The organism is Motiliproteus coralliicola (genome assembly GCF_003345655.1).
GTDB classification, from domain to species: Bacteria; Pseudomonadota; Gammaproteobacteria; order Pseudomonadales; family Balneatricaceae; genus Motiliproteus; species Motiliproteus coralliicola.
On the sequence record NZ_QQOH01000001.1, the window covers coordinates 245,348 to 267,387 of the forward strand.

19 protein-coding genes, 7 tRNA genes and 1 pseudogene are annotated in these 22,040 nt (G+C 55.7%); 25 read left to right on the plus strand and 2 right to left on the minus strand.

The annotated features are described in order from the left end of the window. Window positions 1–5: 5 nt before the first annotated feature. The gene (cysS, locus tag DV711_RS01170) at window positions 6–1,400 is read left to right on the plus strand and encodes a cysteine--tRNA ligase (protein WP_114693822.1); all 1,395 of its coding nucleotides are present in this window, start codon (window positions 6–8) and stop codon (window positions 1,398–1,400) included. Window positions 1,401–1,472: 72 nt separating this feature from the next. On the opposite strand, the gene folD is transcribed toward cysS, so the two are convergent. Continuing rightward, complete coding sequence (gene folD, locus DV711_RS01175) at window positions 1,473–2,330, minus strand: bifunctional methylenetetrahydrofolate dehydrogenase/methenyltetrahydrofolate cyclohydrolase FolD (RefSeq protein WP_114693823.1); 858 nt, start codon at window positions 2,328–2,330, stop codon at window positions 1,473–1,475. Window positions 2,331–2,556: 226 nt separating this feature from the next. Here folD and DV711_RS01180 point away from each other — a divergent pair. From DV711_RS01180 to DV711_RS01295, 24 genes and pseudogenes are all read left to right on the plus strand, one after another. Then, window positions 2,557–2,633 (plus strand) — tRNA-Pro (locus DV711_RS01180). Window positions 2,634–2,799: 166 nt separating this feature from the next. Beyond that, window positions 2,800–2,876: transfer RNA gene (locus DV711_RS01185), tRNA-Arg, on the plus strand. Window positions 2,877–3,073: 197 nt separating this feature from the next. Next, window positions 3,074–3,149 (plus strand) — tRNA-His (locus DV711_RS01190). Between the two features lie 17 nt (window positions 3,150–3,166). Further along, a tRNA-Leu gene (locus DV711_RS01195) sits at window positions 3,167–3,251 on the plus strand. Window positions 3,252–3,268: 17 nt separating this feature from the next. Beyond that, a tRNA-His gene (locus tag DV711_RS01200) sits at window positions 3,269–3,344 on the plus strand. Window positions 3,345–3,534: 190 nt separating this feature from the next. Then, window positions 3,535–4,893: a trigger factor gene (gene tig / locus DV711_RS01205; protein WP_114693824.1), complete on the plus strand. Its 1,359-nt coding sequence runs from the start codon at window positions 3,535–3,537 to the stop codon at window positions 4,891–4,893. A 177-nt stretch (window positions 4,894–5,070) separates the two neighbouring features. Continuing rightward, the gene (gene clpP, locus DV711_RS01210; protein WP_114693825.1) at window positions 5,071–5,700 is read left to right on the plus strand and encodes an ATP-dependent Clp endopeptidase proteolytic subunit ClpP; all 630 of its coding nucleotides are present in this window, start codon (window positions 5,071–5,073) and stop codon (window positions 5,698–5,700) included. Between the two features lie 93 nt (window positions 5,701–5,793). After that, on the plus strand, window positions 5,794–7,074 hold the full coding sequence (gene clpX / locus DV711_RS01215; RefSeq protein WP_114693826.1) for an ATP-dependent Clp protease ATP-binding subunit ClpX: 1,281 nt from the start codon (window positions 5,794–5,796) through the stop codon (window positions 7,072–7,074). 178 nt (window positions 7,075–7,252) lie between these two features. Continuing rightward, the gene (gene lon, locus DV711_RS01220) at window positions 7,253–9,676 is read left to right on the plus strand and encodes an endopeptidase La (protein WP_114693827.1); all 2,424 of its coding nucleotides are present in this window, start codon (window positions 7,253–7,255) and stop codon (window positions 9,674–9,676) included. Window positions 9,677–9,810: 134 nt separating this feature from the next. Beyond that, window positions 9,811–10,083 carry an HU family DNA-binding protein gene (locus DV711_RS01225; RefSeq protein WP_114693828.1) on the plus strand — a complete coding sequence of 91 codons (273 nt, stop codon included), beginning with the start codon at window positions 9,811–9,813 and terminating at the stop codon, window positions 10,081–10,083. A 46-nt stretch (window positions 10,084–10,129) separates the two neighbouring features. Then, window positions 10,130–10,206: transfer RNA gene (locus DV711_RS01230), tRNA-Asp, on the plus strand. A gap of 113 nt (window positions 10,207–10,319) precedes the next feature. After that, entirely contained in the window at window positions 10,320–12,194 is a 1,875-nt protein-coding gene (locus tag DV711_RS01235; protein ID WP_114693829.1) for a SurA N-terminal domain-containing protein, read from the plus strand. A 70-nt stretch (window positions 12,195–12,264) separates the two neighbouring features. After that, a complete protein-coding gene (gene ruvC, locus DV711_RS01240) occupies window positions 12,265–12,789 on the plus strand; it encodes a crossover junction endodeoxyribonuclease RuvC (RefSeq protein WP_114693830.1) in 525 nt (174 codons plus the stop codon). A gap of 16 nt (window positions 12,790–12,805) precedes the next feature. After that, a complete protein-coding gene (gene ruvA, locus DV711_RS01245) occupies window positions 12,806–13,417 on the plus strand; it encodes a Holliday junction branch migration protein RuvA (RefSeq protein WP_114693831.1) in 612 nt (203 codons plus the stop codon). 97 nt (window positions 13,418–13,514) lie between these two features. Then, window positions 13,515–14,537 carry a Holliday junction branch migration DNA helicase RuvB gene (ruvB, locus tag DV711_RS01250; RefSeq protein WP_114693832.1) on the plus strand — a complete coding sequence of 341 codons (1,023 nt, stop codon included), beginning with the start codon at window positions 13,515–13,517 and terminating at the stop codon, window positions 14,535–14,537. Continuing rightward, window positions 14,530–14,958, plus strand: coding sequence for a tol-pal system-associated acyl-CoA thioesterase (ybgC, locus tag DV711_RS01255; protein ID WP_114693833.1), 429 nt, complete (start codon window positions 14,530–14,532; stop codon window positions 14,956–14,958). The genes ruvB and ybgC overlap by 8 nt, the downstream gene beginning before the upstream one ends. A 46-nt stretch (window positions 14,959–15,004) precedes the next feature. Further along, window positions 15,005–15,673: a protein TolQ gene (tolQ, locus tag DV711_RS01260; RefSeq protein ID WP_114693834.1), complete on the plus strand. Its 669-nt coding sequence runs from the start codon at window positions 15,005–15,007 to the stop codon at window positions 15,671–15,673. 10 nt (window positions 15,674–15,683) lie between these two features. Continuing rightward, window positions 15,684–16,100 (plus strand): protein TolR, encoded by a 417-nt coding sequence (gene tolR, locus DV711_RS01265; protein ID WP_114694879.1) that lies wholly within the window; start codon window positions 15,684–15,686, stop codon window positions 16,098–16,100. 15 nt (window positions 16,101–16,115) lie between these two features. Next, complete coding sequence (locus DV711_RS01270; RefSeq protein ID WP_165839959.1) at window positions 16,116–17,072, plus strand: energy transducer TonB; 957 nt, start codon at window positions 16,116–16,118, stop codon at window positions 17,070–17,072. Window positions 17,073–17,094: 22 nt separating this feature from the next. Continuing rightward, window positions 17,095–18,390 (plus strand): Tol-Pal system beta propeller repeat protein TolB, encoded by a 1,296-nt coding sequence (gene tolB, locus DV711_RS01275; RefSeq protein ID WP_114693836.1) that lies wholly within the window; start codon window positions 17,095–17,097, stop codon window positions 18,388–18,390. Between the two features lie 84 nt (window positions 18,391–18,474). After that, on the plus strand, window positions 18,475–19,020 hold the full coding sequence (gene pal / locus DV711_RS01280; protein ID WP_114693837.1) for a peptidoglycan-associated lipoprotein Pal: 546 nt from the start codon (window positions 18,475–18,477) through the stop codon (window positions 19,018–19,020). A gap of 15 nt (window positions 19,021–19,035) precedes the next feature. Continuing rightward, a complete protein-coding gene (gene ybgF / locus DV711_RS01285) occupies window positions 19,036–19,914 on the plus strand; it encodes a tol-pal system protein YbgF (protein WP_114693838.1) in 879 nt (292 codons plus the stop codon). Between the two features lie 57 nt (window positions 19,915–19,971). Further along, window positions 19,972–20,676 (plus strand): annotated as a pseudogene (gene queC / locus DV711_RS01290) (7-cyano-7-deazaguanine synthase QueC); the annotation flags it as partial. 60 nt (window positions 20,677–20,736) lie between these two features. After that, a tRNA-Lys gene (locus DV711_RS01295) sits at window positions 20,737–20,812 on the plus strand. A 72-nt stretch (window positions 20,813–20,884) separates the two neighbouring features. On the opposite strand, the gene DV711_RS01300 is transcribed toward DV711_RS01295, so the two are convergent. Further along, window positions 20,885–21,907 carry a cytochrome-c peroxidase gene (locus DV711_RS01300; protein WP_165839960.1) on the minus strand — a complete coding sequence of 341 codons (1,023 nt, stop codon included), beginning with the start codon at window positions 21,905–21,907 and terminating at the stop codon, window positions 20,885–20,887. Between the last annotated feature and the right edge of the window lie 133 nt (window positions 21,908–22,040).

Sequence of the window (22,040 nt, forward strand, 5' to 3'; positions counted from 1 at the left end):
GCAGCATGAGTTTACAGATTTACAACACGATGACCCGTCAGAAAGAGGTCTTCACGCCAATTGAGCCAGGAAAGATCCGCATGTATGTCTGCGGTATGACGGTTTACGACTACTGTCACCTGGGTCATGCGCGAGTGTTGGTGGCGTTTGATGTGATTACCCGTTATATGCGTGCCAGTGGTTACGATGTGCACTATGTGCGCAACATCACCGATGTCGATGACAAGATTATCAAGCGGGCCAATGAAAACGATGAAAGCTGTGATGCGCTAACCGAGCGTTTTATTGCTGCGATGCATGAAGATGAGGCTCGCCTCGGTGTGCTGTCGCCGACCGAAGAGCCGCGTGCCACCGCTCATATCGACGGGATCGTCGAGCTGGTCGAAACCTTGATTGACAAGGGTTTTGCCTATGTGGCGGACAATGGTGATGTCTATTATCGGGTCACTAAGTTTGCCGATTACGGTAAATTGAACAACCGGAATCTGGAAGAGATGCAGGCTGGGGCTCGGATCGATGTCAATGACGTCAAAGAGCATCCAGGGGATTTTGTACTCTGGAAGTCGGCTAAGCCCGGCGAAGTGAGCTGGGAATCGCCCTGGGGGCCGGGGCGGCCGGGCTGGCATATCGAATGCTCGGCCATGACCAAATGCTGTCTGGGTAGCAGTTTTGATATCCACGGCGGTGGTCCGGACCTGAAATTCCCTCACCATGAGAACGAGATTGCCCAGAGCGAAGCGGCCAATGGCGTCAAGTACGTCAATACCTGGATGCACGCTGGCGCGATCCGGGTCAACAACGAGAAAATGTCCAAGTCGTTGGGCAACTTCTTCACGATCCGGGAGATTCTCGAAACCTATCACCCTGAAGTGGTGCGTTATTTCCTGACAGCGGGACATTACCGCAGTCAGGTCGATTACTCTGAGGCTAGCTTGAAAGAGGCCAAGGGGGCGCTGGATCGCTTCTACCATGCGCTACGAGGCATTGAGCCGGTAGAAGAGGGGCAGTTGGATAACGACTATGATGCGCGCTTTACAGCCGCGATGGATGATGACTTCAATACCGCAGGCGCGCTGTCGGTGTTGTTCGAGTTGACTCGTGAAATCAATCGGGTCAAAGAGGATGCGCAGCAGGCGGGTCGTCTTGTTTCTCAGTTGAAGCGTTTGGCGGGAATTCTGGGCTTGTTGCAGCTGGATGCGGAAGTCTATCTCCAGGGCGGTCAAGATGATGCGGGTGATGGGCCGAGTGCCGAGCAGATCGAGGCGTTGATCGTCGAGCGGGCGGAGGCGAAGAAGGCTCGTAACTTTGCTCGAGCTGATGAGATTCGTGATAGCCTGAAGTCGCAGGGAATCATCCTGGATGACAGTCGCGAAGGTACCAGCTGGCGTCGTGAGAGCTAAACGGCGGCAACAATGATCGAATAAAAAAGGCGCCTTGGGGCGCCTTTTTTAATGGTTTGGGTTCTTTAGAGATCAGGCGTCATGAAGCACATCGGCAGCGTAGAGGGTGCTTTCCATCAGGGTTGCGACCGTCATTGGCCCAACGCCGCCCGGTACCGGGGTGATCCAGCCGGCCCGCTCGGCCGCAGGAGCATACTCGACATCACCCACCAGTTTGCCGTTATCCAGGCGGTTGATGCCTACATCGATAACGATGGCGCCGGGCTTGATCCATTCGCCTTTGACCAGGCCGGGTTTGCCTACGCCGACCACAACAATGTCGGCCTGGGCAACCTTACCAGCCAAGTCTTGGGTGAAGCGGTGGCAGGTGGTGGTGGTGACACCTGCCAGTAGCAGCTCCAAGGTCATCGGGCGTCCGACGATGTTGGATGCGCCGACGATGCAGGCATCTTTGCCGCGAATGGTCTGGCCGGTGGATTCCAGTAGCGTCATCACCCCTTTGGGGGTGCAGGGGCGAAGTACCGGCATGCGCTGAGCCAGACGTCCTAGGTTGTAAGGGTGGAAACCATCCACATCTTTGTCGGGGCGAATGCGCTCCAGGATCTGGTTGGAATCCAGGTGCTCGGGTAGGGGTAGTTGGACTAGGATGCCGTCGATGTGATCGGTTTCGTTAAGCTCATCGACCAGATCCAATAGCTCCTGTTGGCTGGTTTCGGCGGGCAGGTCGTAGGCGGTGGATTGAATACCGACCTCTTCGCAGGCCCGGCGTTTGTGGCTGACATAGACCTGTGAGGCGGGATCGCTGCCGATCAAGATGACGGCGAGTCCTGGTGCGCGCTTGCCGGCTTCCAGGCGGGCTTGTACGCCAGCTTTAACTTTCTGTTTTACGTCGCTGGCGACCTGTTTGCCGTCGATGATCTTTGCGCTCATGAAGCTGCCTTTCTACCCTGTTGCTAAAGCCGGAAACACCGGCGGTAAAAATGAGGCTGCGATTTTCGCATGGAAAACCGCTTAGGCAAAGTAAGGGGTGTTGATTAGCGCCAGTATTTGTTGTGGATCGGGTAGGACCAAAAAACCTAAAAAAGAGGTTGACCTGAGTCTCCGCAGTTGTAGAATACGCACCTCTTTCAACGCGGCCATTCAGTCGCGGATCTGTCGGGGTATAGCGCAGTCTGGTAGCGCGCCTGCTTTGGGAGCAGGATGTCGGGAGTTCGAATCTCTCTACCCCGACCACTTTTCTCTTTGATCTCATTTGCTTGCATCTTTCTGATGTGGTTTTTTTCGATGGCCGAATTTCGCGTTAGGGATATTGCATTTCGTCGCGGTGGCTCTACAATTCGCACCACCTGAGCAGACGCTGGTTGAATGTCTGCTTGGAGATTGAATGCGTTATCTGTGTGCGCCCTTAGCTCAGCTGGATAGAGCAACGGCCTTCTAAGCCGTAGGTCACAGGTTCGAATCCTGTAGGGCGTGCCATTCTGTTTAGTTCGGCTAGGCGGTCTGGTTAAGTGCTCGAATGCGAAACTATTTTTTGAAGAAAAAGAGGGTTGCATTTCACGCTGTGCACGCTAAGATACGCGCCACCTCGACAAGCGGGGTATCTAGAGTGGCTTAGATCACTCATCGCAGAAGCTATTCTGCGGATCGATCGAAAGGTCGAAATTTGCATAATGGTGGGCGTAGCTCAGTTGGTAGAGCCCCGGATTGTGATTCCGGTGGTCGTGGGTTCGAGCCCCATCGCCCACCCCATTATGCAACCTGTCATTGCGGACGTGGTGAAATTGGTAGACACGCCAGATTTAGGTTCTGGTGCCGAGAGGTGTGAGAGTTCGAGTCTCTCCGTCCGCACCATGACAGCTTAAGAGATGGTGGGCGTAGCTCAGTTGGTAGAGCCCCGGATTGTGATTCCGGTGGTCGTGGGTTCGAGCCCCATCGCCCACCCCATCTCTGACACTCTCTTCTTACTCTCTCCATTCTATAGATTCACTATCTTTCGATGCCGGTTAGGTTGTGGCCGAATTGTGTCGGTTACGCTTGACTCCGTAGCAGTGATGGCAGAAAATTTCGCCCCTTTAGTTTTAGCTGTGGCGGCGAATGGTTCGGCCGCGAGTAATTACATTTGTGAGGAAAATCCATGCAAGTTTCTGTTGAGGCGACTTCTTCCCTTGAGCGCCAGATGACGGTAACCGTTCCTGCCGAGCGGATCGAGGATGATGTCAATAGTCGGTTAAAACAGACTGCGCGTACTGCTCGTATCGACGGCTTCCGTCCTGGCAAAGTGCCGATGAAGGTGCTCAAGCGCCGTTACGGTGCTGGTGTTCGCCAAGAAGTGCTGGGTGAAGTGATCCAGCAGTCTTTCTACGAAGCGGTCACCCAGGAAAAACTGAAGCCGGCTGGCGGCCCGAACATCGAGCCGAAGCAGAGCGAAGAAGGTCAGGATTTCCAATACGTGGCGACTTTCGAAGTTTATCCGGAAATCGCCCTGGCTGATTACTCCGCTGCTGAAATCGTCAAGGAAACTTCTGAAGTTGCCGATGCCGACGTTGAAGAGATGGTTGAGACTCTGCGCAAGCAGCACTCCACCTTCAGCGATGTAGAACGCGCGTCCGAAGACGGTGATCAGCTGAATATTGACTTTGAAGGCTTCAAAGATGGTGAAGCGTTCGAGGGTGGCAAGGCTGAAGGGCACGATCTGGTGATCGGTTCAAGCACCATGATCCCGGGTTTCGAAGATGGTCTGGTTGGCAAGTCCGCCGGCGAAGAGCTTGAGCTGGAGCTGACTTTCCCGGAGCAGTATCACTCTGAAGAGCTGGCCGGTCAGGCAGTTGTGTTCAAAGTTAAGGTCAACAAGGTTTCTGCGCCAGAGCTGCCGGAGCTGGATGCCGAATTCTTCAACAAGTTCGGTATTGAAGAGAGCGACCTGGACGGCTTCAAAGGCGAAATTCGCAACAACATGGAGCGCGAAGTCAAGCAGGCGCTGCATGCCAAGCTGAAAAACAAGGTTCTGAACGAACTGGTTAACCTGAATGACATCGACGTGCCTCAGGCGCTGATCGACGGTGAAGTGGATCGTCTGCGTCAGCAGGCGGTACAGCAGTTTGGTGGTGGTGCCAACATCGACGCCAGCGCATTGCCGGCTGAGCTGTTTGCCGATCAGGCCAAGCGTCGTGTTTCCATCGGCCTACTGGTCGGTGAGCTGATTCAAGCCAACGAACTGAAGGCCGATGCTGACCGTGTTCGTTCCACCATCGAAGAGATGGCTCAAACTTACCAGCAGCCGCAGGAAGTGATCGACTACTACTACGGCAACCAAGAGCAGTTGGCTCAGGTTGAGGCGTTGGTTCTGGAAGATCAGGTTGTTGATCTGCTGGCTTCTCAGGCCAAGGTAACCGAAGAAGCGGTTTCTTATCAGGATGCGATCAAGCCGGCTCAGCCGGAAGAGGCTGAAGAAGCTCCTGAGGCGGAAGAAGAGAAGGCGGAAGCCGCTGAATAAGCGCGTTTTCGTTGACCGGGCGCGGCTCGGTTGATATCTATACAAACGGCAGTCGGCGATAACGCCGCCTGCCGTTTTTTATCGCTATGCGACTGGTGTATTTTAGGTCGCTAGCGTGCATCGGACCGGGAGGGTCCGGATGCAATCTCCAATCAAGAAACAGAATAAGGGTTTGCTATGCAGAACGAGATTCCCGGCGCCAGCATTATCACTTCATCCGGTCTGGTGCCGATGGTGGTCGAGCAGACTGCGCGCGGTGAGCGTTCCTACGACATCTATTCGCGGCTGCTGAAAGAGCGGGTTATCTTCCTGGTTGGTCAGGTTGAAGACCATATGGCCAACCTGGTGGTGGCGCAGCTGCTGTTTTTGGAGTCAGAGAACCCGGACAAGGATATCCATCTGTACATTAACTCGCCAGGAGGCTCGGTGACTGCAGGTTTGTCGATCTACGACACCATGCAGTTTATCAAGCCGGATGTCAGCACCATGTGCCTGGGCCAGGCGGCCAGTATGGGAGCGCTGTTGCTGGCCGGTGGTGCCAAGGGTAAGCGTTACTGTCTGCCTCATTCGCGGATGATGATCCACCAGCCGCTGGGTGGCTACCAGGGTCAGGCAACCGATATCGAGATCCACACCCGTGAGATTCTGACGATCCGCGAGAAGCTGAATCGAATTCTGGCTGGCCATACTGGCCAAAGCATCGAGACTATTGCGCAGGATACCGAGCGAGACAATTTCATGGATGCTCAGGCTGCGGTTGATTACGGATTGATCGACCAGATGGTCGAACAGCGTATGAGCGAATGACGCGCTAATATTATTCGATAGCAAGCTTGAAAAACCGGGTGCTTGTCTGCATTAATGAACAGATGAGTACCGTGTTGTAATTGAGGGAGTTGAATGTCCGACGATATCAACGGAAAAGGTGGTGACGGGAAGCTGCTTTACTGCTCTTTCTGCGGCAAGAGCCAGGACGAAGTACGCAAGCTGATTGCCGGCCCATCCGTCTTTATCTGCGACGAGTGCGTTGATCTGTGCAATGACATCATCAGCGAGGAAGTGCAGGAACCTGGTGCGGAAGAAACCAGCGATCAGCTGCCGGCACCCCAGGAGATCAAACTGACCCTGGATGAGTACGTTATTGGTCAGGAGAAGGCCAAGCGTGTGCTCTCGGTGGCGGTTTATAACCACTACAAGCGGTTGCGTTACCAAAGTGGTCAGGACGAGGTTGAGCTGGGTAAGAGTAATATCCTGCTGATCGGTCCGACCGGTAGTGGCAAGACGTTGCTGGCCCAAACGCTGGCTCGGCTGTTGAATGTGCCTTTTACCATCGCTGACGCCACCACGCTGACCGAAGCGGGTTATGTGGGTGAAGATGTAGAAAACATCATTCAAAAGTTGCTGCAAAAGTGCGACTACGATGTCGATAAGGCCCAGATGGGTATTGTTTACATCGATGAGATCGACAAGATTTCGCGTAAGTCGGACAACCCGTCGATCACTCGTGACGTATCCGGTGAGGGGGTGCAGCAGGCGCTGTTGAAGCTGATTGAAGGTACCGTGGCCTCGGTGCCGCCGCAGGGCGGTCGTAAGCATCCGCAGCAGGAGTTCCTGCAGGTCGATACCTCTAATATCCTGTTTATCTGTGGCGGCGCTTTTGCCGGGCTGGAGAAGGTGATTCAGGATCGCTCTGAGAAGAGCAGTATCGGTTTTGCTGCCTCGGTAAGCTCCAAGGATAATGGCAAGAGTGTGGGTGAAACCCTGCTCGATGTAGAAGCTGAAGATCTGGTCAAATATGGTCTGATCCCCGAGTTTGTCGGTCGTCTGCCGATGGTGGCGACGCTGGCGGAACTGGATGAAGAAGCGCTGATGCGGATTCTGACAGAGCCGAAGAATGCGCTGACCCGTCAGTATCAGAAGCTGTTCGAGATGGAAGGTGCTGATGTCGACTTCCGTGAGGATGCGCTCAAGGCCGTAGCTCAAAAAGCGATGGAGCGGAAAACCGGTGCCCGAGGATTGCGCTCTATTCTGGAAGCAGCGTTGCTGGATATCATGTTCAACCTGCCGTCGCTGGAGAATGTCAGTAAAGTCGTGATCGACGAAGGGGTGATCCGAGAGGAATCCGAGCCTTTGATGATCTATGATACTGCTGAGCCTGCTAAGGCGGCACCTGACGAGTAAGTCGTTACCATTCGAAAAAAGGGCCTTGGTGGCCCTTTTTTGTTTGTCCAATCAAGCCGGGGCTTGTAATTGCGTCGTTCGCCCCAATCATCATTAGCGTTACCACGGCCCAATGCCGAGCGTTCCACTCTAGCGGGCAGTCTATCGCCCGTGTGTCATCATTCTAGAGGCGTTTGTTATGGATCTTGATCAGAATTCAGCTACCTCATCATCGCAGCTTCCGTTGCTACCGCTGCGCGATGTGGTTGTTTATCCCCATATGGTTATCCCGTTGTTTGTCGGTCGCGATAAGTCGATCAATGCGCTTGAGCTGGCGATGGAGGGGGACAAGGAGATTCTGCTGGTTGCCCAGAAGAATGCTTCAGTGGACGAGCCGACCGAGGAGGATATTTTCTCCGTCGGTACCGTGGCTAATATTTTGCAGCTGCTGAAACTGCCGGACGGCACCGTCAAAGTGCTGGTAGAGGGGGCCTATCGGGCCAAGATCGATAACGTTATCGATACCGAGCAGCATTGGGTGGCGGATTACACCGAGCTGGAAGTGTCCGAGCTCGATGCCGAAGGCGATGTGTTTGTCCGCACCGTGCTGTCACAGTTCGAGCGTTATGTGCAGCTGAACAAGAAGATACCTTCCGAGGTGTTGTCTTCACTGTCGTCGATCGACAACCCGCTGCGCCTGGGCGATACCATCGCGGCCCATGTCACTGCCAAGCTGGATGAGAAGCAGCATCTGTTGGAGATGACCGACACCCGTGAGCGCCTTGAGCGGCTGATGGCGTTGATGGAGTCTGAGATCGATCTGGTCAATGTCGAGAAGCGGATTCGTGGCCGGGTCAAGAAGCAGATGGAGAAGAGTCAGCGCGAGTACTATCTGAACGAGCAGATGAAGGCGATCCAGAAGGAGCTGGGTGACCTGGATGAAGCGGGGCCGAATGAGATCGAGCAGCTTCGTCAGAAGATTGATGACGTCGGAATGCCGAAAGAAGCGAAGGACAAGGCGATCAACGAGTACAACAAGCTGAAGATGATGTCGCCGATGTCGGCTGAGGCGACCGTGGTACGCTCCTATATCGACTGGATGGTCAGTCTGCCTTGGAAGAAGCGCTCCAAGGTGCGTCATGATCTGACTCGTGCTGAAGAGGTGCTGGAAGCCGATCACTATGGCCTGGATGAGGTCAAGGAGCGGATTCTTGAGTACTTGGCCGTCCAGCAGCGGGTGCGCAAGCTCAAGGGGCCTGTGCTGTGCCTGGTAGGTCCTCCGGGGGTCGGTAAGACTTCTCTGGGGCAGTCGATTGCCCGTGCGACCAACCGTAAATATGTTCGTATGGCGCTCGGTGGGGTGCGGGATGAAGCGGAGATCCGTGGTCATCGACGTACCTATATCGGCTCCATGCCCGGTAAGCTGCTGCAGAAGATCTCCAAGGTTGGGGTGAAAAATCCGCTGTTCCTGCTCGATGAGATCGACAAAATGGGTATGGATCAGCGTGGAGACCCCGCCTCGGCGCTGCTGGAGGTGCTGGATCCGGAGCAGAATCATACCTTTAACGACCATTACCTGGAGGTCGATTATGATCTGTCCGACGTGATGTTCGTCTGTACTTCAAACTCGATGAACATCCCTGGTCCACTGCTGGACCGGATGGAGATCATTCGTATCCCAGGCTACACCGAGGATGAAAAGGTCAAGATCGCCGAGCGCTATTTGATTCCCAAGCAGCTCAAAACCAATGGCTTGAAAGAGGGTGAAGCGAGTCTGTCCGAAGATTCGGTTCGCGACCTGATCCGCTACTACACCCGCGAGGCCGGGGTTCGTGGGCTTGAGCGTGAAATTGCCAAGATTCTGCGTAAGGTGGTCAAGGAGAAGTCGCTGAAGCAGCTGGGTGCCGAGCCCAAAGCGATTGAGCCGGATGATCTTGAGCATTACAGCGGGGTTCGCAAGCACAACTTCGGCGTGGCGGAAGAGAAGGATGTGGTAGGTCGCGTTACCGGGCTGGCCTGGACGCAGGTCGGTGGTGATATTCTGACCATCGAGTCGGCGGTTGTGCCGGGTAAGGGACGTCAGATCCATACCGGCTCCCTAGGTGATGTGATGAAGGAGTCGATTCAAGCGGCGTTGACCGTCGTGCGCAGTCGAGCGGACAGCCTGGGAATCGAGGCCGACTTCCATGAAAAGCAGGATGTCCATATCCATGTTCCTGAGGGGGCTACGCCTAAGGATGGCCCGAGCGCAGGTATCGGAATGTGCACCGCGCTGGTGTCGGCGTTGACCGATATTCCGGTCCGTTCCGATGTAGCGATGACCGGTGAAATTACCCTTCGGGGACAGGTTTTGCCAATCGGTGGGCTGAAGGAAAAACTGCTTGCTGCTCACCGAGGTGGTATTAAAACGGTGTTGATACCCGATGAAAATTTGCGGGATTTGAAAGAAATTCCGGACAACATCAAGCAAGAACTTGAAATTATCCCGGTGAAATGGATTGATGAGGTCCTGGCAATCGCTTTGGCGTATCAACCAAAACCGGCAAAAAGTCAATCGGAAAAAGCGGTCGCGGATAAGAAAAAAACGACTAAATCCGGTCCGGATCAAATCAGCACCCATTAGGCTGTAGCCCGCATCTTTTCTTGGCTGTAGCGCTTGACACTCGTTTTGAGCAGTTGGTATAAAGTGCGTCGAGCTAGTCCTGTTGGGTATGGGTAAAGAAGAAAAAATTATACTTTCTTAGAAGGGGAATATAAGTGAATAAGTCTGAGTTGATTGATGCGATTGCGGCTTCAGCTGATCTGTCAAAAGCGTCTGCCGGTCGTGCTCTGGATGCAGCATTGGACGCTGTAACTGGTGCGCTGAAAGACGGCGACAGCGTTGCTCTGGTTGGTTTCGGTACTTTCTCTGTTAAAGAGCGTGCAGCGCGCACCGGCCGTAACCCGCAAACCGGTAAGCCGATCGAAATCGCAGCAGCCAACGTTCCGACTTTCAAAGCCGGTAAGGCGCTGAAGGACGCGGTTAACTGATTGAGCTGTTGATGAGTCGCAGCCTGGTACCGGTTGCGACTGTTACGGAGCGGTAGTTCAGTTGGTTAGAATACCGGCCTGTCACGCCGGGGGTCGCGGGTTCGAGTCCCGTCCGTTCCGCCAATGAAAAAGGCGCATCAGTTTGGATGCGCTTTTTTTATGAGTTTCAAACCAGGCCGGGAGTCGCTCTCCCGACCGGTTCATGCCAATAATGGTTTTGCCAGATAGAGGGCAACATGCTTCAGAATCTCAGAGAGAGTTCCCAGGGAATCATCGCCAAGATAATCGTTGGTTTTATTATCATCACCTTTGCACTTTGGGGGGTGGACTCTCTGGTCGGCTTGGCGTCAGATCCCGGCGCTCCGATCACCGTCAATGATGTGGATATCACTGAAGGTGAGATCATGAACGGAGTCGAGCTGCAGCGTCGCCAGCTGATTGCCCAGATGGGCTCCAGCATTGACCCGAGCCTGCTGGAAGATAATCTGTTGCGTGCCGGCGTGATCGAGCGTTTGATTGAGCAATCGTTGTTGCTGCAGTCGGCTGATCGTAAAGGCTTGGCTGTGGGTAAGCAGCAGCTGGATCAGATCATCGTCAACACTCCGGACTTTCAAGTTGACGGTCGTTTCGATCAGGACCAGTTCCGCGCCATTTTGCGTAATGCCGGCCTGACGCCGATGATGTACCAGGACCTGCTCAGAAAAGAGATTCTGATGGGGCAGGAGCGCCAGGCGATTGCGATGACTGCCTTTGCGCTGGAGAACGAAGCCCAGGCCGTGGCGGCAATTGATCGTCAGAGCCGGGACACCTATTACCGGATTTTGTCTCAGCAGGAGGCACTGTCCGAAGTGTCGGTCGATGAAACCGAGATCGAGACCTATTACCGCGATAACCAAGCCGGTTTTATGGCGGCTGAGCAGGTATCGCTGGAATATCTAGAGCTGGATCGTGCATCGTTGGAAGCCGATGTCGCACTCGATGAGGCGGCACTGCAGACCCAGTATGATCAACTGCTGGCTAACTACGAAGCCAGTGAAGCCCGTGATGCGGCCCATATCCTGATCACTATCAGCGACGAGCGCACTGCGGAGCAGGCGCGTGAGCTGGCCGAGCAATTGAAGGCTGAGATCGATGCCGGTTCAGACTTTGCCGAGTTGGCAGCTGCCAACTCCGATGATGCCGGTTCTGCAGCCGACGGCGGTGAGTTGGGCTTGGTCGAGCAGGGCGTGATGGTGGGTGCCTTTGAAGATGCCTTGTTCGCGCTTCAGGCGGGCGAAGTCTCCGCACCGGTGGAAACCGAGTTCGGCTACCATCTGATCAAACTCAATGGGATCGAAACAGGCGAAGCGCCCAGCTTTGAAGAGGTCCGTGCTGAGCTTGAAGCCGAGCAACGCGCCAGTAAGTCCGAAGCACGCTTTGTTGAGCTGTCCGAACAGCTGGCGGATATCAGCTTTTCGGCCCCGGATCTGCTTGATCCGGCCGACCAGCTGAGTCTGAATATCAAAACCACCGCGCCGTTCAGTCGTGATGGTGGCAGCGACCCGGTCGCTCAACATCCGCGTGTCCTGCAGCAGGCGTTTTCTGATGAGGTCCTGAACAGTGGCCACAACTCCGAACTGATCGAGCTGGGCAACGATCGTGTCGTGGTGATTCGTGTGAAGGAACACCTGCCGGAGCGAGCTCAGGATCTGTCTGAGGTGAAAGAGCAGATCGCCGCCACCCTGAAGCAGCAAAAAGCCGATGCATTGCTGATGGAGCAGGCTGATCAGCAGTTGGCTGATGCTAAGGGCCTGACCCTTGGGCAGTTGGGTGAAGCCCCGTGGCAGCACATGGACGGAGTAACCCGTTCGGAGGTCGCCTTGGATGCACAATTGATCGACACCCTGTTTAATATGCCTAAGCCTCAGGATGGGCAGCTTAGTTGGGCAACTGCCAAGCTGAGCGACGGGGATGTCGCGGTGATCGGTGTTGCTGGAGTGACTCCTGGAGAAAGCCTCAGCGGTGATGATCTGAATGGCCTGCGAGGATTCCTGAGCAACCGTAAGGGCCAGTCCGACTATGTGGACCTGCTTAGCAGTTTGAAGAGTAGTGCCGAGATTGAGCGGCGCTGAGTCGCGCTGGTAACACCTTGGGAGCCGTAAGGCTCCCTTTTTGATTGTCCTGACAGATGAGCAAAACAACATGAGTGTGATCCTGGGTATCGATCCCGGCTCCCGCATAACCGGCTATGGACTGATCAACGTGATCGGCGCTAAGCAGGAATATGTCGCTAGCGGTTGCATCCGTATCAAGGGGGATCATCTGCCCGACCGGCTGCAGCAGGTGTTTGAAGGGGTAAGCGAATTGATCACCCTATACAGCCCGCAGGAGATGGCGATCGAACAGGTCTTTATGGCCAAGAATGCGGATTCGGCATTAAAGCTTGGGCAGGCCAGGGGAGCGGCAATTGTGGCCGGTGTTAACCAGGGGCTGGAGGTCTCAGAGTACGCTGCCCGGGCGGTTAAACAGGCGGTGGTCGGCAAGGGTTCTGCCGAGAAGGTTCAGGTCCAGCATATGGTCAGCTCGATCCTGAAGTTGCCCGGCTTGCCCCAGGCCGATGCCGCCGATGCCTTGGCGATTGCGCTCTGTCATGCCTATACCCGTCAAGGGCAGGTACGCTATGCCGGAGCGGTGGGCCGTCAACGTATTCGCGCCCTCAAGTCTTAACTGGAGATTCTGAACAATGATTGGACGCCTTCGCGGTACCCTGTTGGAGAAAACCCCGCCCCAGATTCTGGTGGATGTTCAGGGGGTTGGCTACGAAGTAGAAGCACCGATGAGCACTATCTTCGAACTGCCCGAGCTGGGTCAGCCGGTGGAGCTGCATACGCACTTTGTGGTGCGTGAAGATGCGCAACTACTTTACGGCTTTGCCACGAAGCAGGAACGGACACTGTTTCGTACCCTGATCAAGGTTAATGGGGTGGGGCCGAAAATGGGGATTGCGATCCTGTCTGGAATCGGTGCCGATGACTTTGCCCGTTGCGTCAATCATGACGATACCGCCGCGTTGGTCAAAATACCGGGGGTAGGAAAGAAAACCGCCGAGCGCCTGATTGTCGAAATGCGCGATAAGATGAAGGACTGGCTACCGGTGGCTGAGGGCTTTGCTCTGGTTGGCGATACCACTCCGATCCAAAACAATGAGAGTGCCCTGGTCGAGGCGGAAAGTGCCCTGATCGCACTGGGCTACAAGCCGGCTCAGGCCAGCAAAGCCGTCGCTCAAGCCCAAAAACAACTTGGCGATGCCGATGCTGAGGCGCTGATCCGACAGTCGTTGAAGGCCATGCTGTAACCTCAATTTGTCTGTCGGATCGATGACCAGAACAGTAGGGTTTGCGCTCTCAATCCTTTATGATTCGGACTGAAATTTCTCCTGCATCGAGTGATCAATGATTGAAGCTGATCGATTTATCGCCCCCCAACCGCAATCCCGAAATGAAGAGGTTCAGGATCGGGCGATCCGTCCCCGTGCGCTGAGCGACTATGTCGGCCAGCCGCGAGTGCGAGAGCAGATGGAGATCTTTATTCCGGCGGCCCGTAACCGCTCGGAAGCGCTGGATCACACGTTGATTTTCGGTCCGCCCGGCCTAGGTAAGACCACCTTGGCCCATATTATTGCCAATGAGATGGGGGTGGATATCAAGTCTACCTCCGGGCCGGTATTGGAGAAGGCTGGAGATCTGGCCGCGATGCTGACCAATCTGGAACAGGGTGATGTGCTCTTTATCGATGAAATTCATCGGCTCAGCCCGGCGGTGGAGGAGGTTCTCTACCCGGCGATGGAGGACTATCAGCTCGACATCATGATTGGTGAAGGGCCGGCAGCCCGTTCGATCAAGCTCGAATTGCCACCTTTCACGCTGGTCGGGGCAACCACCAGGGCCGGTCTGCTGACATCGCCACTGCGCGATCGATTTGGGATCGTTCAGCGGCTCGAATTTTATAGCGTCGACGATCTGGTCAGTATCGTGACGCGTTCGGCCAAGTTATTGGGGGTCGATATCGACGAGGCCGGCGCCCGTGAGATTGCCCAGCGTTCCCGAGGCACCCCACGAATCGCCAACCGGCTACTGCGTCGGGCGCGTGATTTTGCCGAGGTGAAGGCCGACGGCATGATCAACGGTAAGTCGGCCGATCAGGCGTTGGACATGCTCAATGTCGATAGTCACGGTTTTGATCACATGGACCGGCGTCTGCTGTTGGCGATGATTGAAAAATTCGATGGCGGGCCGGTAGGGGTCGATAGTCTTGCGGCGGCAATCTCTGAAGAACGCGATACCATCGAAGACGTGTTGGAACCCTACCTGATTCAGCAGGGCTATATCATGCGGACTCCTCGCGGTCGGGTGTTAACCCGAATGGCGTACCAGCACTTCGGGATGGAGTCGCTGCACCGGGGGCAGGATGACTGAGTCCAACCGGCATCAGTGCTCTGTCAGGGTTTATATCGAAGACACCGATACCGGTGGGATTGTCTATTACGTCAACTACTTGAAGTTTATGGAGCGGGCTCGTACCGAGCTGTTACGGGAGCTGGGCTTTGAGCAGCGGCAGTTAAAACAGCAGGGTTGGCTATTCGTGGTTCACAGTCTGGATAGTCGTTATCGTCAACCGGCACGACTTGACGATGAACTTCTGATCCAAACCGGTATCCAACGCCAATCAAGAGCCAGTCTGGTGTTCGGGCAACAGCTGTTTCGGCAGGCTGATCGGCAACTTTTATGCGAGGCCCAGGTCAAGGTTGCGATCGTCGACGCCCAGACGATGAAACCGGTACCGATACCTCCGCCCCTGGCAGCAATGCTGGGGCGATACCAACTAGCAACGGACTAAGCCGCTTTGGCTGGCCAATGAGGAGAGCGTTTACGTGGTAGAAAAAATGTCACTGTGGAGCCTGGTCTGGAATGCCAGTCTGGTGGTACAGCTGGTGATGCTGGTGTTGGTGCTGGCTTCGGTGCTGTCCTGGGTGATGATTTTCCAGCGTCGGGCAGTACTGGCAGAGGCTCGGCGTTCAATTCGTGATTTTGAAGAGAAGTTCTGGTCCGGGGTCGATCTGAGTGTGCTGTTCCGGGAGGTGAATAATAATCCCAACCCCAACAGCGCACTGGAGAACATTTTCCGAGCCGGGATCAAGGAGTTTACCCGTCTGCGACAGCAGACCGATGCCGACCCGGATGCGGTGATGGACGGGGTTCAGCGCTCGATGCGAGTGGCTCTGTCCCGCGAAGAGGAAAAGCTGGAAACCCACCTGCCGTTTCTGGCGACGGTCGGATCGACCAGCCCCTATATCGGTCTATTCGGAACCGTTTGGGGCATCATGAACTCGTTTCGCGGCCTGGCCAATGTACATCAAGCCACGCTGGCCAGTGTGGCGCCGGGTATCTCCGAAGCCTTGATCGCCACCGCCATTGGGCTGTTCGCGGCGATTCCGGCGGTAATTGCCTACAACCGATACTCGTCACGGGTCGAGACGCTGATGAACAGTTACGAGACCTTTGCCGAGGAGTTCTCCAGTATTCTGCACCGTCGTGTGCATGCCGGCGGCTGAGGCGGTAGCGATGATTCGACGTCAAAAGCCCAAGCGAAAACTCAACGCCGAGATCAATGTGGTGCCCTACATCGACGTGGTGATGGTACTGCTGGTGGTGTTTATGATCACCGCACCGATGCTGACCCAAGGGGTTGATGTGGAACTGCCCAAGGTCGGTGGCGAGCCGGTGGATAGCCAGGATAAGGAGCCGCTGATCGTAACGGTGACCGCTGAGGGTGAATATTACATCGATGTCGGTGGTGATCCGCTTAAGTCCGTTTCCATGGATGTTGTGGTCGAACGGGTCGGTAAGATCCTGGCCAGCAACCCTGCCAAAATGATTCTGGTTCGCGGCGATAAGAAGGTCTCCTACGAGAAAGTTATGGCGTTGATGGCTGGCCTGCAAGCGGCTGGAGCCCCAGGCGTCGGACTGGTTACCGAATAAACGATGAAAGCCGGTTTGAATTCGCTCTCAAGTTACGTGGTGCCGACTCTGTTGGCACTGCTGCTGCACGTTGGCATCGTCGCGCTGACGGCGAGCACCTGGTTCGAAACCAGTGCGGATACCCAACGTCTGGTTCCTCGTCATATCAAAGCCGAACTGGTTGACCTGCGCAGTCAACAGCAGGCCGAAGAGGCGCGCAAGAAAGCGGAAGCCAAACGCCGGGCCGAGGCCAAGAAAAAAGCCGACGCGAAGAAGCGGGCTGAAGCGAAGAAAAAGGCTGACGCAAAGAAGAAGGCGGAGGATAAGAAAAAAGCCGACGCGAAGAAGCGTGCCGATGCGAAGCGTAAAGCCGAGGCCAAGAAGAAGGCAGAGGCCAAAAAACAGGCCGATGCCAAGCGTAAAGCTGAGGCCAAGCGTAAAGCCGATGAGGCTAAGAAAGCCGAGGCTGACCGGATCGCATTGAAGAAAAAACGCGAAGCAGAAAAAAAAGCGGAACAAAAACGCCAAGCCGAAGCCAAACGCAAAGCTGAACAAAAGCGTCGTGCAGAACAGGCGGAACGACAGCGACAGCTGGAAGAGCAGGCTCGGCGTGAGCAACAGGCTCAAGAGGCTGCCGAGCGTGAAGCCAAGGCCCGGGCCGACGCTGAACGTGCTTTTATTGCCAAAGCAGAGCAGCAGTGGGCGTCGGCACAGGCCGTTATTCGGGATGGCGTCCAATCGCAGTGGCGCAGGCCTCCGTCGGCACGAAACGGCATGGTAGCGTTGGTTCGTATCCATCTGTTGCCGACCGGTGAGGTGGACGACGCCTATGTCACTAAATCCAGTGGCGATGAGGCCTTCGATCGAAGTGTGGTGCAGGCGGTACTGAAGGCCGAGCGGTTCCCGGAGTTGCAGCAGATCGATCCGGTTGTGTTTGATCGATACCTGCGTCGCATAACGCTTGAATTCAGGCCTGAAGATCTACGGCTGTAGTCAATAAGAGGTATTAGCACAGGTGAAACAGTTACTTCGTTATGGTGCCCTGATCGGGCTGCTGCTTGCATCCCTTGCGAGAGCCGAATTGACGATCGAGATCACCCAGGGGGTGGATAAGCCGACCCCGATCGCGGTGGCACCGTTCGGATGGCAGCAACCCCAGGCGATGCCCGAGGATATTGCCTCGATTGTCGAAGCGGATCTACACCGTAGCGGTCTGTTTGAGCCGATGGCGCGGCAGAATATGCTCAGCTTCCCGAGTACCGCCGGCGAGGTTTATTTCCGGGACTGGCGCCAGGGTGGGCAGGAATACTTGCTGATCGGCAACATCGAGCCCCAGGCCGGCGATCGCTATCTGATCTCGTTTGAATTATTCGATGTGCTGAAGGAGCAGCGCCTAATCGGAGAAACCCTGTCCGGCAACCGCCGCCAGCTACGGCGTATGGCCCACACGATAGCCGATAAGGTTTACGAGAAGTTGACCGGAATACCGGGGGCATTCTCGACCCAGATTGTCTATGTCACCGCCCAGCGCTTCAGTAAGGACAACTACCGTTATCAGCTGCAGCTGGCCGATGCCGACGGCGCCAACCCCCGGCAGATTCTCGACTCTCGTGAGCCGATTCTGTCGCCGTCCTGGTCCCGCGACGGCAAGAAACTGGCCTATGTGTCGTTCGAGACCGGTCGTCCGGCCATCTATATCCAGAACCTGGCAACTGGGGCGCGAGAGAAAGTCACCGGCTTCCGTGGCCTCAATGGTGCCCCCTCCTGGTCGCCCGATGGCCGTACCCTGGCATTGACGCTGTCAAAGGATGGTAATCCGGAGATCTATACACTGGATATTGCGACCCGCAAGCTGACCCGGATCACCAAGCACTACGGTATCGATACCGAGCCCACCTGGTCGGCCGATGGCCGCTCGATCATCTTCACTTCCAATCGGGGTGGACAGCCGCAGATCTATCAGAAAGAGCTGGCTACCGGTTGGATCGAGCGTCTGAGCTTCGATGGTGACTACAACGCCAAGGCTCACCTGACCCAGGATGGCCGCCATCTGGTGATGGTCCATCGTGAGCGGGGGGTGTTCAATATCGCGGTGCAGGATCTGAAGACCGGCCGTCTTGATGTTCTCAGCCAAACGTCATTGGATGAATCACCCAGTATTGCCCCCAATGGCAGCATGGTGATCTATGCCACAAAACAGGCCGGCAAAGAGGTCTTGTCGGTGGTGTCGCTCGACGGACAGGTGAAATACAAACTGCCTTCAAAACAAGGCAATGTGCGCGAACCTTCGTGGTCGCCGTACTTGCAGTAGCCTGGAATTGACAGCTTGCAATAGTCGGGTTGAAGCAGTAACTTACCCCAAACCTTCCTGTACAAAGAATTTAGGAGCATACACATGCGCGTTGGAAACTTCACAAAAGCTGTTGCGGTAGCCGCTACTGTTGCCTGGATGGCGGGTTGTAGCACCACGGATACCACCTCCGACAGCGGTGAAATGATGGACAAGGGCAGCCAGCAACAGGACTCTGCCAGCTCCTCTGGTACAGGCTCAGATGGCCAGATGCACAGCGGTCACATGGCCGACAAGATGGGCAAAGACGCCATCGCTGATCTGCAGACCGTGTTCTACTTCGATTTCGACAAGGCTGTAGTTCGCCCGGTGGGTTTTGAAGACCTGAGCGCCCACGCCAAGTACCTGGCCGACAACCCCAATGCCCGAGTGGTTCTGGAAGGCCATGCCGATGAACGCGGTACTCGCGAATACAACATCGCTCTGGGCGAGCGTCGTGCCAAGGCCGTTAGCCGTTTCCTGACCGTTCAAGGTGCTGCCAGCGAACAGATCGAAGTGGTTAGCTACGGCGAAGAGCGTCCGGCTGTTACCGGTAGCAACGAAGCTGCTTGGAGCAAAAACCGCCGCGTTGAACTGAAGTACGGCCGCTAATCACGACTGAACTTTATGATGCGATCCTCTATTGCGCCGGCAGCTTTGCTGCTGGCGTTTGTGCCGATGCTGCCACAGGCCGCCGATGGTGTGCCGGTCGAAGATCGAAATGGCTCCGGGCCCGGTTCTGCGGCCCCGGCCATGGCACAAACCCAGGCTCAGGCTCAAACTCAAACCCCGACCGCCGCCTCACCGACGGCGACTCCCGCCAGCTCCGTCTCAGCCAATGCTCAATTGCTGATGATGCTCGAGCAGTTGCAGGAGGAGGTTCAATTTCTTCGTGGTCAGGTTGAGCAACAGCAGCACCAGCTAAGGCGGATGCAGACCGATCAGCGCGATCGATATCGCGATCTTGATCGTCGCATTACGCGGTTGAATCAGCAGCCTGCTGTGACACCGGGTAGCTCATTACCGCCAGCGCTGCCTTCGACATTGCCGTCAGCCGGCAGTGAACCGAGTTCACTCCCTAAGGCTTCCGACACCGCAACCCCTGCCGGATCCAGTCCTTCGGGTGTTTCTGATGCCCAGGCTTACAAAGAGGCATTTGCCTTGGTGCGCGGTAACAGTTTCGATGCCGCGCTGGGGGCTTTTGAACGCTTCTTGCAGCAATACCCTCAGAGTTCGCTGGTTGCCAACGTGCTTTATTGGACCGGAGAGGTGCATCGTGCCAAGCCACGTCCTGAACCACAGCTGGCCAGTGAGGCGTACCAACAGCTAGTTGAACGTTTCCCACAGCACTCCAAGGCCTCCGATGCGCTCTATAAACTCGGCCTGTCACAGCAGGATCTGGGACGGAACGAGGATGCCAAGGCCAGCATGCAGCAGGTCGTTGAGCGGTTTCCCAACAGCGCCTCGGCCAACCTTGCGCAGGAATTCCTGAAGCAGCAGCGTTAAGCCATAACCTGTTACCTCCTTTCCAGGCCCTGATCCTCTCAGGGCTCTGTTCACAGTCAATTGTTAGCGGACAGACCGATGTCAGAGCAAGCTAAAAAAGCCGTTGTGCTGCTTTCGGGCGGCCTCGATTCCTCCACTGTGTTGGCCATCGCCAAGCAACAGGGTTATCAGTGTTATGCATTGAGTTTTGACTACGGCCAGCGTTCCCTGGCAGAGCTGAATGCCGCCTCGGCAGTAGCTAAACAGCTGGGAGCCGTTGAGCACAAGCTGGTTCGATTCGATATGGGGGAGATTGGCGGGTCGGCGTTAACCGATCACAGTATTTCGGTGCCGGAGCAGATGGAAGAGGGGGTGCCGGTGACCTATGTGCCGGCACGTAATACCGTGTTCCTATCGATGGCGTTGGGACTGGCTGAGGTAGTTGAGGCCGAGGCGATCTTTATCGGCGTTAACGCGGTCGATTATTCCGGCTATCCTGATTGCCGTCCCGCATTTATCGAAGCGTTTCAGGCGATGGCCAATCTGGCAACCAAAGCCGGTGTCGAAGGTCGCCAGATCCGGATCGAGACCCCGCTGATGTCGTTGACTAAGGCTCAGATTATCGACCATGGCATAACGGCCGGGCTGGATTACGGTCTGACGGTCTCCTGCTACCAGGCTGACGAGCAAGGGCGGGCTTGTCGCGTCTGTGACAGCTGCCGTCTACGGGCGCAGGGGTTCGTCGATGCCGGGGTTGAAGATCCGACCCGTTATCAGGACTGATCGAATCCGCTTGCCGGGACTTGTTTTTTAGCATTTGGGCGGTATGATAGCGCCCGCGTTGGGTCGTTAGCTCAGTTGGTAGAGCAGTTGGCTTTTAACCAATTGGTCACAGGTTCGAATCCTGTACGACCCACCAACTTTCTCAAGGCTGTACTGATACAGCCTTTTTTGTGCCGTTCGGCAGCTTCAACGACTTCCCGTTTAGCGTCTAGCGTGACTGGGCAGAAAACCCTAAGGGATTTTGCTCGGGTAATGGGCCGGTCAAGCTCTCCAGAAAAGCAACGATATCGCGGACCTGGCTATCACTGATGGCGACATTGTTTAGGTTGGCAAAACGCAGCTGAGCTTTAGACCAGTGGATGCTTTGCTGGCTTGCGGGGTCGTTGCTGATGCTGCGCTTAAGCTGTGTTGACGCCATCACCCGCACCGCTTCATCCAGAGTATCGACACTGCCGTTGTGGAAGTAGGGCGCAGTTTTGCTGACATTTCTCAGTGAGGGTACCCGCCAGACACCAACTTTCGCATCTTCATCATCCGCAACGGCGCCTCTGTCTTCGATCAGGCGGTATTTACTTTGATATTCGGTGTCGGGATTGGCAGGGAAAAGCCGTAGGCCGTTGTCGTTATCGAACAGGCTGGCGCTGCTGAAGTTGGGGCCGGAGTGGCAAAGCACGCAACCGATTGATTCGAACAGCGCCATGCCGCGAAGTTGTTGCGGCGTCAGGGCTGATTCCTCACCACCGACAAAACGATCGTAGGCTGTGTTTGGGGTGATCAGGGTGCGTTCGTAGCTGGCGATAGCTTTGGCGATATTATCGCTGCTTATTTGCGGTTGCTGCGGGAAGGCGGTACGAAACTGCGCGGCATATTCAGGAGTATCGCGGACACGATTGACTACGGCCTCCAGGCTCGGCATCCCCATCTCCAGCGGGTTGGTCAAGGGTCCCAGTGCTTGTTGCTCCAGCGATTCTGCGCGGCCATCCCAGAACAGACGGCGTTGAAACGCGGCGTTCAATACCGTGGGTGCATTTCTGCTACCGCGCTGTTCATCAATGCCGGTCGAAACCGTTTGGCGATCGGCGCCATAGGCACTGCCGGTGAGCTGATGACAGGATCCGCAAGCAACCGTACCGTCGATCGACAGACGTTTGTCGAAGAACAGCTGGCGCCCCAGGTTGATCTTCGCGACCGTGTTCCTGTTATCGAGCGGCTCGGGGGCAATCTTTGGCAAAGCTTGCCAGCGGTAGCGTTCAGTAGTTGTCGATGCAGCAGGGGCGCGGCTGGGAGGTTTCGGGTGTGGTAGCAGGTAGGGGGAAGCGATCTTAGTGGCTGGAGGTGTAATAAGACCGGGTTTGGGGAGCAGG